A 14,605-nucleotide genomic window follows, 5' to 3' on the forward strand; every position below is an offset into this window, starting at 1 on the left:
GGAGGTGCCGAGACGTGCCTTTCGGAGGCATTCACCCATGACTGTTCAGCTCAACCACACCATCATCCACTCCCGTGACCACCGGGAGTCGGCCGAATTCCTGGCCTACATCCTCGGCCTGGAAGTCGGGGCCCCGTGGGGCCCGTTCATCCCCGTCGAGACCGCCAACGGCGTCACCCTGGACTTCGCGAGCATCCCGGCCGAGTCCATCACCGCGCAGCACTACGCGTTCCTCGTCTCCGAGGCCGAGTTCGACGAGGCCTTCGAGAAGATCAAGCGGGCCAGGCTCACCTACTTCGCCGACCCGCACGGGCAGCGCCCCGGCGAGATCAACAACAACGACGGCGGACGCGGCGTGTACTTCCAGGATCCCTCCGGGCACGGAATGGAACTGATCACCGTCCCGTACGGCGGCTTCAAGGAGTAGTTCCGGTGCGAGCGGTCGCAGGAGCCCGCGGAGTGGCGCGCAATCCCAACGCGCCCGCCGCGCTGCTCCTGCGGCTGCTCGGCTCCGGCCACTGGGAAATCCTGGTCGACCGCGCGCCCCCGCTGCCGCACGCCGTGTACGACGCGGTGATCGCGCACCCCGACCCGGACGTACGCCGGCACCTCGCGAAGAATCCGCACGCCCCGGCATCCCAGCGGGGCCGGCTCGTGGACGATCCCGATCCGGAGGTGCGGAAGCTGGTCGCACGGCCCTCGCGGGCGTTCCGGACACCGGTGGACCCACTGCCGGAGTCCGCCTTCGCCCGGCTGGCCGCCGACCCGGTCGCCGGGGTCCGGCTGGCCCTCCTGGAACACGCGGGTGGGCTGCCCGCCGCCGTATTGGACGTCCTGCTGGACGACCCCGATCCCGAGGTCCGGACGGCCGCGCTGATCGCGGCGGGCGGGACCCGGGCGCTGCGGCTGTGGGCCCACGACGAAGACGAATGGCAGGTTCTGCGCGCGGCCGAAACGGCCCCGCTGGAGCGGGAGCTCGCGCGGGATCTCGTACGCCGGGGCTCCCCGGAGCTCCGCCGGAGCCTGGCGGCGAATCCGACCCTGCCGGCCGAGCTCGTGACGGAACTGGCCGGGGACCCCAGCCGGCCGGTACGGCTGGCCGTGGCCATGCGGCAGGAGCTCTCGGAGGCCCGGCGGGCCGCGATCGACGCCGAGGTGCACCCCGACGCGTACGTATCCCCGGCTCCCTGGGCGACGGACACCGACGACCCCGAACTGATGCGGCGGGCCGTGGAGTCCGCGCAGCTCGGGCTGCGGCGCAGCGCCGCGTACAACCCCCGGCTTCCGGGCGAGCTGGTCGCGCGGCTGGCCCTGGACCCGGACCACGCGGTGCGGCTGCTGCTCTGCGAGAACCATCCGGCGGTGCCGCCCGCGCTGCTGTGGGAGGTCTGGCGGGAGGCCCGGGTGATCACCCGGCACGACCTCCTCGGCAGGCCGGGCTTCCCCCTGGATCGGTTCGCCCCGCTCGCCGACAGCGAGGATCGCGACGAACGGTGCCTGGCCCTGCTCTGGCCGGACCTCGATCCGGCGGTGGTGGACCGGCTGAGCCGGGACCCGGACGCCTCCGTGCGCGAGGCGGCCGCGGCCCATCCCCGGCTGTCGCCCGGCCGGCTGCCGGAACTCCTGGACGACCTGTGGGTGGCGGAGGCCGCCGGCGCGCACCCGGCCCTGCCGGTCCGGCTGATGGAGGCCGTCCTGGCGGAGGCGGCCGTCCCTGGCTGAGGGACGGCCCCGCCTGAGGCACGGCTCAGTCGAGCATGCGCCACATCACCGGCTCCGGGAGGGCCGGGTTCCGGGCCGCCGCGGCCGCCGTCTCCTCGTCGCCGAGCAGCCGGACCAGCGCGGATGCGGGCAGCCGCGGGTGCTCGGCGGCAAGGCGGCGGACGTACGCGTCCGGGTCGTCGAGCAGCCGCAGGGCGGACTCCGCGGAAGTTCGGATGGCCGTAGGGACGGTTGGGCTTGGAGAAGCTCCCGGTCCACCAGTTCCAGACCTCGAGCAGCATGTCCGCCGGGGCGTCGTCGCAGTTCTCGGCGAGGAGCAGCCGCACGACCTCGTCCTCGTCCCGGGCCAGGCGCTCGACCACATCGGCCGGCAGCCGCCGGGCCTTCGCCACGCTGCTCCGCAGCGCGGGATGGACGGAGGCGGCGAGCCGTCGCATCGCTTCGGGGTCCGCGTGCAGGGCCACCACCCAGGGGACGGGGTACCGCAGCCCGTCCGGTTCCAGGCCCGCCAGGAGGTCCGCCCGCCGCCCCTCCGTCAGCTCGGGCCGCACCGACACCTCGCGGCGTACGCCCGTGTCCGGGTCGGCGGCGAGTACGGCGACCAGGTCCGGCTCCAGGTACGGGTTCTGCGCGAGGCCCCGGCGTACCGAGGGGTCCCCGTCCCGGGAGAGGCGGACCGCGAGGTCCCGTTCCAGCCGCCGGGTCTCCACGACCTCGTACTTCACCGCCAGGCCGTCGAAGAACCCGGCCGTGAGCGGGACCTCCTCGTGCCGGGCGAGCCCGACCGCCGTCCGTACCGCCCCGGCGGGGTCCGCCGCCAGCCGGTCCCGGACCTCTTCGTCGAGCTTCGCCCAGGCCGCCGCGCAGACCGCCGCGCGCACGGTCGGCGCCGCATCGGCGGCGAGGGCCCCGAGCAGCCGGTCCGGGAGGCCGGGAAGGGTCGCGGCCTCCGCCCTGACCGCGTCGGAGCCGGCGCACGCCAGCGCCCCGTACGCCTCGGCCGTCAGCCGCGCCCGGGCCCGGCCCGCCAGGTACGCCAGCGAGGATCTGCGGTGGGGGTTCGGCTCCACGAGCACGAGCCGGGACCACTGGTCCGCCGTCAGCTCGACGCAGGTGCGGGTTCCGGTCCGGGAGAAGCCGAGGGTGACGCCCCGGTGCTCGGCGAAATGGCCGCGGAGCTTCCCGTCCGGGTGCTCGATCACCGCCTCCAGCACCGCCTGGGGCAGGTCCGGCCGGTACGGCAACGCGTCGCACCTGCCGATCAGCCCCACCAGGATCGCGTCGGGCGCGGCGCGGTTCATGCTCAGGCCGTCCCGCCGGAAGTGGCGCAGCCTCAGCCCTGCGGCCTCCCCGAACTCCAGCCTGTCCCAGACGTCCTCGCCCGTACCTCGTTCACTCCCCATCCCCTGGAAGGTAGACGATGTTCGGCGTGCCCGTCGTCGGGTGGGTGCCCACACGGGTGCGGACCCCGTAGACCTCGGCCAGCAGCGCCTCCGTCAGCACCTCCGCCGGGGTTCCCGAGGCGGCCACGCGGCCGTCCGCCAGGACGTAGAGGCGGTCGCAGTACATCGCCGCCAGGTTGAGGTCGTGCAGCACCAGCAGGGCGGTGGCGGGCAGGGCGCGGACCAGGCCGAGGACCTCCAGCTGGTAGCGGATGTCCAGGTGGTTGGTCGGCTCGTCGAGGGCGAGCAGGCCCGGTTCCTGGACGAGGGCGCGGGCCACCAGGGCACGCTGGCGCTCGCCGCCCGAGAGCCCGTCGAAACGGCGCCCCGCGAGGGCATCGGCGCCGACGGTCCGCAGGGCCTCGTCGACGCGGCGTACGTCGTCCGGGCCGTCCTGCTCCCAGAACCGCTTGTGCGGGCTGCGGCCCATGGCCACCACCTCGCGCACGGTCAGCCCGAAGGCGCCGGCCGCGTCCTGGGGCACGACGGCCACGCGCCGGGCGCGGTCCCTGACGCCCAGCGAGGCCGCGTCCACGCCGTCCAGCAGTACGCGCCCGCCGCTCGGGCGCAGGGTGCCGTAGACGCAGCGCAGCAGCGTCGTCTTGCCACTGCCGTTGGGCCCGACCACTCCGACCGTCTCGCCGGGTCGGGCGGTGAGGTCGATTCCGTGCAGCAGCGGCTGCCCGTCGATCTCGTAACGGACGGCCTCGACGGCGAGTTCCGCCGGCGCGGGAGCCGGTCCCGCCGGTTCGCCGCTCATCCCACGACCCCTTCGGTACGGGTGGAGCGGCGCAGCATCCACAGGAAGAACGGCCCGCCGACGAGCGCGGTGACCACGCCCACCGGGATCTCCTCCGGCGCGGCGACCGTACGGGCCGCCAGGTCGGCCAGGGTCAGGAAGACCGCCCCGGCGAGCGCGGCCACGGGCAGCAGCGCCCGGTGCCCGGCGCCGACGGCCATGCGGGCCGCGTGCGGAACCATCAGCCCGACGAAACCGATCGCCCCGCTGCAGGCCACCAGCACGCCGATGACGAGCGAGGTCAGGACGAAGACGGCGGCCCGGAACCGCCCGGTGTCCAGGCCGAGCGTCCGCGCGCCCTCCTCCCCCGCGAGCAGCAGGTCGAGCGGCCGGGCGAGGGCGACGAGCAGGCCGGTGCCGGCCAGCAGGGCGGCGGCGGGAAGCGCCAACTCGCCCCAGCGGGCCCCGCCGAGGCCGCCGAGGGTCCAGAACAGCACGCTGCGGATCTGGTCGGGGTGCGCGGCCAGGACGAGGACCAGACTGGTCAGGGCGGACAGGACGTACTGGACGGCGACTCCGGCGAGGATCAGCCGGCCGGTGGTCATGGCGCCGCCCCGCCGGGCCATCGCGTAGACGGTGACGAGCGCGCCCATCGACCCGGCGAACGCGGCGAGCGGTACGGCGGCCCCGCCCGCGAAACCGAGGAACCCGGCTCCGAAGACGATCACCAGGACCGCGCCGGCCGAGGCCCCGGAGGAGGCGCCGAGCAGGAACGGGTCGGCGAGCGGGTTGCGCACGAGGGCCTGCAGGACGGTGCCCGCGACGGCGAGCCCGGCGCCGACGACGACCCCGAGCAGTACGCGCGGCATCCGCACGTCCCACACGATGGCGTTGAAGGCCCCGCCGCCGGCACCCGGTCGGGGCCCGGCGAACACGATGTCGAGCACCTGGCCCGGGGGAATCCGTACCGGGCCCAGGGCGAGCCCGGCCACGGCCGACACGGCGAGCGCGGCGGCGAGTACGGCGAGCGTCACCGGCGTACGGCGCGCCGCCCTCACGGGGCGTCGGGGTGGAGCTGGGAGCCCAGCGACTCGACGGCGTCGGCGACCCGCACGCCGAGCACGGCCGAGGACAGCGGGAGCACCACGAACCGCTTGTTCCTGACCGCGGGAACCTGGGCCAGTGCCGGGTCGTTCAACAGGCGCTGCTTCTTGGCTTCGACGGTGGTGCCGCCGTAGTCGTAGATGAGGACGACCTCGGGTGCCCGCTCGATGACCTTCTCCCACGACACGTCGCCGAAGGTGTCGTCGAGGTCGGCGAACACGTTCGTCCCGCCCGCCAGGGAGACGATCTCGTTGCCGATGCCGTTGCCCCCCGAGGTGAAGGCGGAGGCATCGCCCGAGTCGTAGACGAAGACGGTCGGCTTGGCCTTGTCCTTCACCCGTGCGGTGACGGCGTCGATGCGGCGCTGTTCGTCCGCGATCAGCTTCTCGCCGCGCTCGGGCACGCCGAAGGTCCGTGCCACCTCGGTGATCTCGGTCTTCAGCTGGTTCAGACCGACGGGCCCGTCGGTGCAGTACTCCACGCTGAGCCGGGAGTTGATGCCGGATTTCGCGAGCCCCTCGCGGTCGCGGCCCTGCGCCTTGTCGAAGGCGCTGGAGTAACCCCCGTACACGAAGTCGGGGTTGGCGCCGAGCAGGACCTCCTTGGAGGGGTACTCCTTCGCCAGGACCTTGATCCTGTCGTACTCCGGCCGGTAGGCGGGCAGTACGGCGTCGTCGAGATAGGCGGTCCCGGCCATCTTCTCCCCCAGCCCGAGGGCGAGGAGGAGCTCGGTGGCGTGCTGGTTCATGGTGACCGCCCGCCGCGGCGGCGCCTGATAGGTGCTGCTGACACCGCAGTTGGTCACGGTGTACGGGTACCCGGGCGCGGCCCCCGCCGCGCCCGGGGCGCTCTCCGCCCCCGGTGAACCCCCGCACGCGGCAAGGGCCATCAGGAACGGGAGGGGCAGGAGCGCGCGCGACAGGGCGCGGGGGTACGACGGCACGGCGAGGCCTCTCCGGGGGATCCGCGTCCCCTGGTCGAATCGAAGAGGCGGTGCGTCAGTGTCTGACTCCCGGACCCGCGGGGGCTCCGGTCACAGTGGCGGGACCGCACCGGATTCGCACCGGTTTCCTGTCCTGCACCGCCTGAATAACCCGGCCAAGTCTGCCATATGGGTGAAATGGGCCCAGGGCAGGGCCATCCTGCCGGCGTTCCGCGCCTGCCGCGGCCCAGCCGCCCGCACGCACCTCGCCGCACGCACCTCGCCGCACGCACTTCGCCGCCCGCTCGGGGCCGGAGCCGCCGGCCCGTTGTCAGTGCCGGGCGCCACAATGAACGCATCAACCAGCGGTTACTACCCGCGGGGATGCTGCAGGGCTGCAGTGCACGATTCCGCCCCACCGGACCCCCTCGGGGGACAGCGCCCGGCGGGGCGGACGTGCGTCCGGCGACGGGTAGGCGGTCTGGCCGGCCCTGCCCGTCCGGTGCGTGGCCGCGGGGCCTTCGCACGTCACAGGGTTGTCACAGACCACCCACGGCCGCCCGCGCCCCGGCAGCATGGCGCGATGCGCCGACACCACACCGCCGCCGCCGTACTCGCGGCCGCCGCCATCGCCCTCACCGGATGCACCAGCCTGAAGAGCGAGCCCAAGCCCGACGCCAAGCCCACGCCCGCGGCCCCCACGGCCCCCGCGCCCACCGGCTCCAGCGCCGCGGCCGAGCCCTCGGGCCTTCCGCCCGAGCCGAGCCCCGACAAGCGCACGATCTACCTGGCCACCCTCAACGGCATCGACCCCGAGATCGTCAACGGCAAGGAGGACAAGGCCGTCAGCCGCGGCCGCGACCAGTGCGCCTCGATGAAGGACGAGAAGGACCCCACCAAGCGCGTCGAGTCCGTGAACAAGCGGTTCATCGGCCCCACCCACCCCGACGGCTTCGGCCCGACGAAGAGCGCACTCATCCTCGCCACCGTCCAAGCCAACATCTGCCCCACGTACTGACGGGACCACGGACGCGAGAAGCCCCCCGGCCGATCGCGGCCAGGGGGCTGAAAACAGGCTCTCGCCTGCTGACTCATCTTGCAGGGGCGGCAGGATTCGAACCTGCGACATCTGGTTTTGGAGACCAGCGCCATACGACCTCGGCACGTAACTTGACCTGCTGCTAAGCCGCTTCCGCATCCTTTTCAGTGATCGTTTGGGCGATCCTTAGGAGATCCACGCGACCCCAGAGGGTGCGGAGACCCAGGTTACGCATCGCGCCCCAGTAGATCTCCTCGAGGCCTTCCAGGCGCTCCCGACGCATCGCCGGTGTCGGATGCTGGTAGACAGCCTTGATGCCAGGCCGCCGATGTCCAGCCTGCTCGAAGGCGAGAGCAGGACGAACGCCAATCTCATCCTGATACGTGTCGTGCGTGTGCCGCAAGGCCCTCATGTCCAGCCCGGGTGAGATCGGCTCCCAAGCCGCACGGTACGAGACGCCTTGACGCTTCTCCCGTTCGGGCCGGCCGTCGGCGGCAGGCCTCATCTGGCGGGACCAGTTCCCCGTCCACCACGGCCTCCCGTTCGGCTGGCAGAAGACCAACTCGTGGGGCCAGTCGTCGAGGTGATAGCGGAGAAGCCTCGCAAGGAAGGGCGGAACGTCGATACTCCGCACCGAGGTGTCGTTCTTCGGCGGCTCCAGCGCCTTCACGGTACCCAGCTTCGTCCCATCCTCCGCCCGCTTGGTGTACTCGACGTACTCCTGGTGGACATGGATGACGGGGCAGGAGAAGACGCCGCCCTTGAAGGACTGACTTCTGGTACGCAGCACATCATCTCGATGCAGGCCAAGGCCTTCAGAGAATCGGAGGCCAGTGAAGGCCGTGGTAAGGACGAACATTCCCTTCGCAGGCCCAAGGCGCTGAGCCAGCTGGATGACCGTCTCAGGCGGCGCCCACATGTCTTCTTGGTCAGTCTTGCGCCTGCGCTGCGGGGTCGATGACTTACCTCGACGCCGCCCGAAGAGGGGGTTCACTGCAAGGTGCTTGGAGTCGACGGCGCCCGTAAGGATGGATGACATCAGGGTCAGTGCGTGATCGACACGAGATTCCGCAATCTCCAGGCCGGTGGCCCACGCCTCGACGTCGAACCAGTTGAGCTGCAGGAGCGGGGTGTGTTCCCACTTCGGAAGAATCACGTGATCAAGGAGCAGCCACCAGCCGTCGATCGTGTTGCCACGCCGTGTCGCCTTCGCCTTCATCCACTCGCGCGCCCAGACCCCAAAAGGCTTCCGCGCCTTAGCTGGGTCGATCCAGCGGCCAGCCCGGATGGCCGCCTCTTGCTCCTCGCCCCACGCTTCGGCGGTCACCTTGGTTGGGAACCCCGACTCACTCCCCCAGGTGCCGTCTGGCTTCTTGTACTTGACGCGCCAAGTGAACTGCTTCGTCTGCTTGCCGCCGCGAACTTTGTAGACCTTCTCGGCGTGTGCCAAGGTGCACCCCCGCTGTAGATGCCGGCTGCCTATCCCGCGACTGACCGCAACGGCTGCCAGTCGAACTCGTCACCTGCCAGGGCCTGCATCTGATCGCGGAGGCTCGCAAGGGCCATCGCAACGATCTGAACCCCAGTCTCAGTGAGCGACCCGGAGAGGCTGAAGAGAGACTGGTCGACATAGACCACATACCCGGAGGGCAGTCGCTCAGCAAGAACGAGCCCGTCGTTCGGTAGGTCGTCGACCATGGCGATTTGAACACACATCGGCACCTCACTCGACCAAATGGTGGGGCCATCGCCAGCGTTCGTTCATGCAACCACACATTTGGGTCACATGTGGAGAGCTTGGAGTAACTGAAGAGCGCTTCTGCTACGCCCGGTTCGCGATGGGCGGCGAGTCGTCGCGCCCATCCTGGTCGAGCGCCTGCAGATGACGCTTCGCCTTGCGCCAGGCCTCCACGCTCCGCCGCATCTCTTCGGGGGTGGCGTCCGCGTTGCCCTTGACGATGATGACCATGCGCGCATCGTCGCCGAGCGGGATCACCGTCGTGGCGACGAGCGGTCCGTCCTCTTCCAGCTCGTCCACGATGACGAGGGGCAGTCGACTGTCCGCGGGACCCGATTCGGGCGCCAACGCCGGTTCGGCCGGGCTGACCGTGCGAGGCTGCCCGCCGGCCAGGACTCGGTCTAGCGAGTCGTCGGTCCACCGGACGCGGCGCGCGAACGCCCGAATCGTGGGCGTGGGCCGCTTGTAGGCGTGCCCCGCTTCGATCATCTGGATGGTCGATCGCCCCACGCCAAGCTCGTCTGCCAGGTCTTCCTGGCTGATGCCTTCAGCTAGGCGAGCGGCCTGGAGTGCCCGCCCCAGGTGGTCCCAATCGAAGTCCATGACCACATCATGCCTCAGAAGCATGCAACCAAGAAGCCTGCTTTCCGAGCCTTGACCTGCGGGTTGGTGGCCGATTCACGCTCTTCGGGTTGCATTCTGCGCCCCGCATATGCCAACACGCCCCCTGACACTCCATGCCAAGCTTGAGATTCAAGCTCGAAAGTCGGGCAGAGTGGTTGCAGAGTCCGGCAGAGTGCGCTTGAATTCTAAGCGTGAGACCGAACGGACAGGCAATCAAGGCCATCCGCAAGGCTCGAAAACTGAGCCTGCGCGCCCTCCAGGACATGACCGGGTTGAACCGGGGCTACCTCTCGCGCCTAGAGAGGGGCCTCATCCACCAGGCAGGGGGAGAGCCGGTCCGCAAAGTCGCCGGCGCCCTCGATGTGGCTCCGGAAGCCATAACCCACGAGGAGAAGCAGTGAACAGCAGGACGACGAAGGAGTCTCCCCCGGTCGCCCCGACTGAGGCCGAACTGCGGCACTACACGCCGGAAAAGATCGAGGAGCTCGCGCTGCTGCCGTTCAAGGCCAGCGTCATCCGCAAGAAGTGCCAGACCCATGAGTGGCCGCACAACCGCGGCGCCGCGAAGATCACGCTCAAGCTGGCGCACATCCGCGAGATCTCCGCCATGTACGACGTGCGCCCCGTCCGCGAGACGCGGGCTATCGCCTCCGCCGCCTGACAACGGCAATCGGCCCCACCGCCGGTCTCTGACCTCCGGCAGCAGGGCCTACGGAAGTCCCATCCCTCACCCGCACGGTGATGCGGAGAGAGCGAGATCCCGATGTCCCACATCATGCCCGATCGGGTCGCTGACCTGATCCCCTCCCAGCGTCCGAAGCCCGCGGCTCCGGTTCCCTCCCCGTTCAAGGTCGCGTTGCTGTCGGCGTCGAAGCGCCCGGCCCGCCAGATCGAGGCTGCGGCCCGTATGACGGACGTCGAGCAGGAGCTGAAGCGGCTCCGCCCGCTGGCCTCGGTCGAGGACCAGGGCGACCGCGAGACGCTCCTCGCCGAGTACGCGGCAGCCAACAAGGTTCTGTCCGGTGTGGCGCTGCGCCAGTCGACGGCGGTGCTGTCATGAGCGACACGACCAACCCCACCGCCCTCGACCTCGCCGTTGAGATCCTCGCCGCTGCGGGCCTCACCCCGGTGACTGCTGGCCTGCTGGCCCGCCGCATCGTCGCCGTTGCCCGCGCCGAGGAACTCCAGGCCGCGGCCGATCACCTGATGTCGAAGGGCCACACGATCGCCGCCCTCGACCTCGACAGCTACATCGACGGGGGTGCCCGATGAGCGCCCGCGACGAACTCCGTGACTGCTTCCTCAGCGACAGCCGGGACCGCTTCGAAGCGGCGGCTGACGCCTACCGCGCCGCGATCGAGCGTGAGTTGCTCGGCGACGTGGTGAACCCGTCCGCCCTCATGCTCAGTGCCGTCTCCTACCGCCAACTTGTCGAGCGGATCGAGGCGACGATGACCAACCCGGATCAGTGGGATGGCGACGACGCCGAGGTGGAGATCCTCGCCCGGTACGTCGAGTGGCTGGCTGCCGGGTCACCCATGGAGGACGGCTGGCCGACCATCCCCGAGGCTGGTGAGTCCCGTGGCTGACACCCTCCCGGCCAAGGTCGAGTCGTTCCAGGCCCCGGACCACAGCGTGTGGTGCCTGCGCCGCGACTTCATCGATTCCACGCACCACCTGTGGCACTGGGACGGCCAGCCGTTCCGCGCCGACGCTGGCCCGGCGATGCAGTCCCCGGACTTCCCGCTGCTGCGGATGCCGCTGATTGCGCTGATCGCTGAGGGCCTGCACTCGGACACGTCGGCGGCGAGGGCGGCCGGCGAGATGGCCTTCCAGCTCCACGACATGTGCGACGCCGGACTCATCGGAGGAACCAAGTGAGCGAGTACCCCGAGATCGCCGCCCGGTTCGCCCGGGAGACCAGGAACCACACGATGACGGTCCTGCACGAGGACGGCCTGTACCGGCACCTGCGGTTCTCGGCGCCGCAGAGCTACGGCTTCGACCTAATCACCTGGGCGAACAACTTCGTGATCCGCGGCGACGGCATCAGCTACCTCTTCTCGGTGTACCCGACGGAAGACCTGTTCGAGCTGTTCCGGAGGACGGGACGCCCCGGCGAGATCAACCCCGGCTACTGGCAGGAGAAGATCATCGCCGGTCGCGATCAGGTCGAGGACTACAGCGACGCACTGTTCCGCGCCGAGGTCGAAGACACGGTCAAGCAGTGGTCGGAGGGCCTCCCCAAGGACGAGGCGGCTGCGCTCCGCGAAGCGGTAGACGAGCACTTCTACGGCGTCATGAGCGAGTACAACGTCGTCGACTTTGAGAGCGAAGCCCAGCGCGCACTCCATGACTTCCGGCACGGCGAGCACTACAAGGCCGCATGCGTCTGCGGGCAGGCGGCCAAGTTCGAGTACTACTTCGAGGCCACCTCCTGGCGGGACCGCCACCTCCAGGGTCCAGGCGCTGGTCACAACGACAAAGAGCCTGTGGCGATCAAGCACGACGAGGGCTACCAGTTCTACGACACGCACGACTGGCGGCTCCGGGACTACTCGTGGCGGTTCCTCTGGGCCTGCCACGCGATCCGCTGGGGCATCGCCCAGTACGACGCCGCGAAGTTGGTGGCGGCGTGAGCGCGAAAGTTTCCGACTGGCTGCTCGATCAGGCCCGCGAAGTCCTCGCCGCTGACGAGGGCACCCAGGTCACGGATGAACTGGCCGTCGTTCGCTCGTACTGCTCGATGCAGCGCCTGCTGCAGGCGATTGTCGACTCTGCAGATCTGGAGCGTGCAGCATGACCGCGATCCGTACCGAGACGATCCTCTCGGAGCTCCTGTCCGCCGGCCCGCCGGTGATCCAGGCGACGACGCTCCTGCGGGCCCTGGGCCTGACGGCGCGCCCCGTGGACGCCGACTTCGATGAGTCGCTCGAGCTCGGCTTCACCGAGTCCCTCGACTCGTGGGACGCCCGGATCGGGGGCCGGTCGTGACCGCCGATCCGCTGAACCAGCAGGTCGTACTCCTGGCGATGCCCCCGCAGGAGGAGACCGTCCGTCTCGCGGAACAGTGCGACGCCGCCGCCTACGTGGCCCGCAACGCCCGGGATGACGCCGACCGTGACCTGCTGATGGCCGCCCTCGGGCTGGTCGCCACCCCTGCCGGTGCCGTCGCGATGGCGTTCACCTCGCTCCTGCTCCTCGCCCTCGGGCACCGAATCCAGACCGGAGGGCACCATGCCTGAGTCAATTCGTATCGACATGAACGACGGGGACGGCGAAGCCTTCGGGGCGGCCTTCATGGAGGCGCTCTTCACTGGCAGGCCCCTCGTGATGTTCGACAGCGCGCACCCCGAGGCTGGCGAGGTCGGCATGGGAATCGACCTGGACGTCGCCGAGGGGGGTGCCTCCGATGGACGCTGATCCCCGCCTCGACGCCGTGTGGCACGTCGAGGAGTGCTCCGACGAACACGCCGAGTTCTGCCCCTGCATCATCACCACAGGCGAGGGCAACCACGTCGACTACGTGGCCGACGCCGAGACGCCCGAGCTGGCCTCCCGGATCGCCGCCGACCACAACGAGGCCGCCGACCTGCGGGCCCAGCTCGCCGAACGTGACGCGCAGATCGCCGGACTCCTCGCCGACGAGGTCGACCTCAGCGACGACCAGGCGGGAGTGCCCGCGTGAGTCTCCTCGACATAGCCCGCCCTCACGGCCGCCACCGCGCGGTCGACGAGGTTCTGCGGCTCCGCTCCCAGCTGCTGCCGCTGCTGATCCTGATCTGCGACCTGTCCCGCCGGCTGGCCGTGGCCACCGCCGGGTGGGATGCGGCGAACGCGAAGGCCAACCGCCTCTCCGACATCGAGGAGACCGCGGCCGAGGCCACGCGCCAGCTGCAAGCCCAAACCGCCGAGCTGTACGAGCTGCGGGCGTTCCGCGCCACCGCGACTGCGGTCAGCTCCCTCGCCGCGCACCGGGCGGTCGCGGAGACGCAGCCGATCCCGGTCCTGCCACTTCACCTCTCGCCGCTCGCCGGCCACACCAGCCCGAGCCACGTACCGGGCTTCTGATCCCGTCCGCCGCCGGATGCCCACAGGCCGACGGCGGACGCACCAACCACCGCCACGGACGGGCGCCACCGCCCGCCCGCGGCCCGCCACACCCTCGTGAGGTTCACATGTCTCATTCCGTCATCCCCGCCGAGACCGCCCGCCACGTCCTCGCCCACTTCGGCCGCGGGGGTATCACCCCCGGCCGGTTCGGCCAACAGCTCCTCGAGCTGATCGCCGGGGCCGACCTTCAGAACATGGCCCGCCTGGCCGAAGCCTTCCCCGCCGAGGTCGAGGCGGTACGGCTCGCCCAGTACGACAGGGACGGCATCTCTAAGCTGCAGGCCATCGCGAACGGGCAGGCCGTCGCGTGACCGCCACCCCGACCGGCGTCCTCTTGGGGACCTTCACCCCCGGCACCCCAGAGTGGGACGCAGCCCGCGCCGGCCTGTGCATCACAGCCACCGAGATCGCCGCAGTGATGGGCTGCTCGCCGTGGTCGAACCGCTTCAAGCTCTGGCACAAGAAGTCAGGGCTCCGAGTGCCCCCGTTCGTTGTCACCCCGCAGATCGAGTGGGGTAACCGTCTGGAGCCCGCGGTCGGCACCAAGTTCGCCGACGAACACCCCGAGATGGTGCTCGCCCCCACCGGAACCTGGCGCCACCAGGACCGGCCGTGGCAGCGCGCCACTCCCGACCTCCTCGGCCGCGAGCTCGTCGAAATCAAGACCAGCCCCGTCGCCAACGAATGGGACGAGGGGGTGCCTCTCCACTACTACTGCCAGGCCCAGTGGCAGCTCGACACCCTCGGGCTGGACGTCTGCCACGTCGCGGTCCTGATCGCCGGCCACGACTACCGCGAGTACGTCATCGAGTACGACGCCGACGACGCAGCGACCATGCGGCAGGCCGCAGAGGACTTCCTCGCAACGGTCCTCAACGGACAGCGGCCGGCCATCGACGACAGCGAGATCACCTACAACACGATCCGCGTCCAGCCCGACCGCTACGACGTGATCGACGTCGAGATCCCCCCGGACCTCGCGGAGCTGTACGTGTCCCGCCGCGAGTACTCGAAGGCCGCGGACGCCGAGTACACGGAGGTCAAGTCCCTCCTCCTCGACGCCCTCGGCAACGGCCGCAACGCCGTAATCGGCGACCAGCGGATCGCCTACCGCACCGCCCGCGAAGACGGCACCACCATCGCCCTCCAGCCCGCCCGATAG

23 protein-coding genes, 1 tRNA gene and 1 riboswitch are annotated in these 14,605 nt (G+C 70.5%); of the genes, 18 read left to right on the forward strand and 6 right to left on the reverse strand.

The genetic code is table 11. The annotated features are described in order from the left end of the window. The first annotated feature begins 37 nt into the window (after positions 1-37). Together ACWGDE_RS01380 and ACWGDE_RS01385 are read left to right on the forward strand one after the other, a co-directional pair. Positions 38-427 (forward strand): VOC family protein, encoded by a 390-nt coding sequence (locus tag ACWGDE_RS01380; RefSeq protein ID WP_453386891.1) that lies wholly within the window; start codon positions 38-40, stop codon positions 425-427. 32 nt (positions 428-459) lie between these two features. Then, on the forward strand, positions 460-1,722 hold the full coding sequence (locus ACWGDE_RS01385; RefSeq protein WP_453386892.1) for an LRV domain-containing protein: 1,263 nt from the start codon (positions 460-462) through the stop codon (positions 1,720-1,722). Positions 1,723-3,114: 1,392 nt separating this feature from the next. Here ACWGDE_RS01385 and ACWGDE_RS01390 read toward each other — a convergent pair. From ACWGDE_RS01390 to ACWGDE_RS01400, 3 genes are read right to left on the reverse strand one after another with little or no spacing between them, the layout of a single operon-like run. Continuing rightward, a complete protein-coding gene (locus tag ACWGDE_RS01390; RefSeq protein WP_453386893.1) occupies positions 3,115-3,924 on the reverse strand; it encodes an ABC transporter ATP-binding protein in 810 nt (269 codons plus the stop codon). Then, positions 3,921-4,937 (reverse strand): FecCD family ABC transporter permease, encoded by a 1,017-nt coding sequence (locus tag ACWGDE_RS01395; protein ID WP_453386894.1) that lies wholly within the window; start codon positions 4,935-4,937, stop codon positions 3,921-3,923. The genes ACWGDE_RS01390 and ACWGDE_RS01395 overlap by 4 nt, the downstream gene beginning before the upstream one ends. Before the next feature lie 20 nt (positions 4,938-4,957). Further along, positions 4,958-5,950, reverse strand: a complete 993-nt coding sequence (locus tag ACWGDE_RS01400) for an ABC transporter substrate-binding protein (protein ID WP_453386895.1) — start codon at positions 5,948-5,950, stop codon at positions 4,958-4,960. 56 nt (positions 5,951-6,006) lie between these two features. Next, positions 6,007-6,081: riboswitch (cobalamin riboswitch) on the reverse strand. 431 nt (positions 6,082-6,512) lie between these two features. On the opposite strand from ACWGDE_RS01400, the gene ACWGDE_RS01405 reads away from it, so the two are divergent. Beyond that, positions 6,513-6,947, forward strand: a complete 435-nt coding sequence (locus ACWGDE_RS01405) for a hypothetical protein (protein ID WP_453386896.1) — start codon at positions 6,513-6,515, stop codon at positions 6,945-6,947. Between the two features lie 79 nt (positions 6,948-7,026). Here the strand turns inward: ACWGDE_RS01405 and ACWGDE_RS01410 are convergent. The 3 genes from ACWGDE_RS01410 to ACWGDE_RS01420 all read right to left on the reverse strand — a co-directional run bounded on the left by ACWGDE_RS01410 (position 7,027) and on the right by ACWGDE_RS01420 (position 9,309). After that, positions 7,027-7,108 (reverse strand) — tRNA-Trp (locus tag ACWGDE_RS01410). Between the two features lie 2 nt (positions 7,109-7,110). Further along, complete coding sequence (locus tag ACWGDE_RS01415; RefSeq protein ID WP_453386897.1) at positions 7,111-8,418, reverse strand: hypothetical protein; 1,308 nt, start codon at positions 8,416-8,418, stop codon at positions 7,111-7,113. Between the two features lie 372 nt (positions 8,419-8,790). After that, the gene (locus ACWGDE_RS01420; RefSeq protein ID WP_453386898.1) at positions 8,791-9,309 is read right to left on the reverse strand and encodes a helix-turn-helix transcriptional regulator; all 519 of its coding nucleotides are present in this window, start codon (positions 9,307-9,309) and stop codon (positions 8,791-8,793) included. Positions 9,310-9,521: 212 nt separating this feature from the next. On the opposite strand from ACWGDE_RS01420, the gene ACWGDE_RS01425 reads away from it, so the two are divergent. The 15 genes from ACWGDE_RS01425 to ACWGDE_RS01495 all read left to right on the forward strand — a co-directional run bounded on the left by ACWGDE_RS01425 (position 9,522) and on the right by ACWGDE_RS01495 (position 14,605). Continuing rightward, complete coding sequence (locus tag ACWGDE_RS01425) at positions 9,522-9,731, forward strand: helix-turn-helix domain-containing protein (RefSeq protein ID WP_453386899.1); 210 nt, start codon at positions 9,522-9,524, stop codon at positions 9,729-9,731. Further along, positions 9,728-9,991 (forward strand): hypothetical protein, encoded by a 264-nt coding sequence (locus tag ACWGDE_RS01430; protein ID WP_453386900.1) that lies wholly within the window; start codon positions 9,728-9,730, stop codon positions 9,989-9,991. The genes ACWGDE_RS01425 and ACWGDE_RS01430 overlap by 4 nt, the downstream gene beginning before the upstream one ends. A 102-nt stretch (positions 9,992-10,093) precedes the next feature. After that, complete coding sequence (locus tag ACWGDE_RS01435) at positions 10,094-10,390, forward strand: hypothetical protein (RefSeq protein ID WP_453386901.1); 297 nt, start codon at positions 10,094-10,096, stop codon at positions 10,388-10,390. Continuing rightward, positions 10,387-10,602, forward strand: a complete 216-nt coding sequence (locus ACWGDE_RS01440) for a hypothetical protein (RefSeq protein ID WP_453386902.1) — start codon at positions 10,387-10,389, stop codon at positions 10,600-10,602. The genes ACWGDE_RS01435 and ACWGDE_RS01440 overlap by 4 nt, the downstream gene beginning before the upstream one ends. Next, positions 10,599-10,919, forward strand: coding sequence for a hypothetical protein (locus tag ACWGDE_RS01445; RefSeq protein ID WP_453386903.1), 321 nt, complete (start codon positions 10,599-10,601; stop codon positions 10,917-10,919). Before ACWGDE_RS01440 ends, ACWGDE_RS01445 begins: the two co-directional genes overlap by 4 nt. Further along, positions 10,912-11,211, forward strand: coding sequence for a hypothetical protein (locus tag ACWGDE_RS01450; protein ID WP_453386904.1), 300 nt, complete (start codon positions 10,912-10,914; stop codon positions 11,209-11,211). The genes ACWGDE_RS01445 and ACWGDE_RS01450 overlap by 8 nt, the downstream gene beginning before the upstream one ends. After that, the gene (locus tag ACWGDE_RS01455; RefSeq protein WP_453386905.1) at positions 11,208-11,969 is read left to right on the forward strand and encodes a hypothetical protein; all 762 of its coding nucleotides are present in this window, start codon (positions 11,208-11,210) and stop codon (positions 11,967-11,969) included. The genes ACWGDE_RS01450 and ACWGDE_RS01455 overlap by 4 nt, the downstream gene beginning before the upstream one ends. Beyond that, positions 11,966-12,133 (forward strand): hypothetical protein, encoded by a 168-nt coding sequence (locus ACWGDE_RS01460; protein ID WP_453386906.1) that lies wholly within the window; start codon positions 11,966-11,968, stop codon positions 12,131-12,133. The genes ACWGDE_RS01455 and ACWGDE_RS01460 overlap by 4 nt, the downstream gene beginning before the upstream one ends. Next, the gene (locus tag ACWGDE_RS01465; protein ID WP_453386907.1) at positions 12,130-12,324 is read left to right on the forward strand and encodes a hypothetical protein; all 195 of its coding nucleotides are present in this window, start codon (positions 12,130-12,132) and stop codon (positions 12,322-12,324) included. Before ACWGDE_RS01460 ends, ACWGDE_RS01465 begins: the two co-directional genes overlap by 4 nt. Then, a complete protein-coding gene (locus ACWGDE_RS01470; RefSeq protein ID WP_453386908.1) occupies positions 12,321-12,575 on the forward strand; it encodes a hypothetical protein in 255 nt (84 codons plus the stop codon). Before ACWGDE_RS01465 ends, ACWGDE_RS01470 begins: the two co-directional genes overlap by 4 nt. Continuing rightward, positions 12,568-12,753 (forward strand): hypothetical protein, encoded by a 186-nt coding sequence (locus ACWGDE_RS01475; protein ID WP_453386909.1) that lies wholly within the window; start codon positions 12,568-12,570, stop codon positions 12,751-12,753. The genes ACWGDE_RS01470 and ACWGDE_RS01475 overlap by 8 nt, the downstream gene beginning before the upstream one ends. After that, entirely contained in the window at positions 12,743-13,018 is a 276-nt protein-coding gene (locus ACWGDE_RS01480) for a hypothetical protein (protein ID WP_453386910.1), read from the forward strand. The genes ACWGDE_RS01475 and ACWGDE_RS01480 overlap by 11 nt, the downstream gene beginning before the upstream one ends. After that, complete coding sequence (locus ACWGDE_RS01485; RefSeq protein WP_453386911.1) at positions 13,015-13,401, forward strand: hypothetical protein; 387 nt, start codon at positions 13,015-13,017, stop codon at positions 13,399-13,401. Before ACWGDE_RS01480 ends, ACWGDE_RS01485 begins: the two co-directional genes overlap by 4 nt. A 107-nt stretch (positions 13,402-13,508) precedes the next feature. Then, positions 13,509-13,754, forward strand: a complete 246-nt coding sequence (locus tag ACWGDE_RS01490; RefSeq protein WP_453386912.1) for a hypothetical protein — start codon at positions 13,509-13,511, stop codon at positions 13,752-13,754. Further along, a complete protein-coding gene (locus tag ACWGDE_RS01495; protein ID WP_453386913.1) occupies positions 13,751-14,605 on the forward strand; it encodes a YqaJ viral recombinase family nuclease in 855 nt (284 codons plus the stop codon). The genes ACWGDE_RS01490 and ACWGDE_RS01495 overlap by 4 nt, the downstream gene beginning before the upstream one ends.

This window comes from Streptomyces sp. NPDC054956 (genome assembly GCF_053609185.1).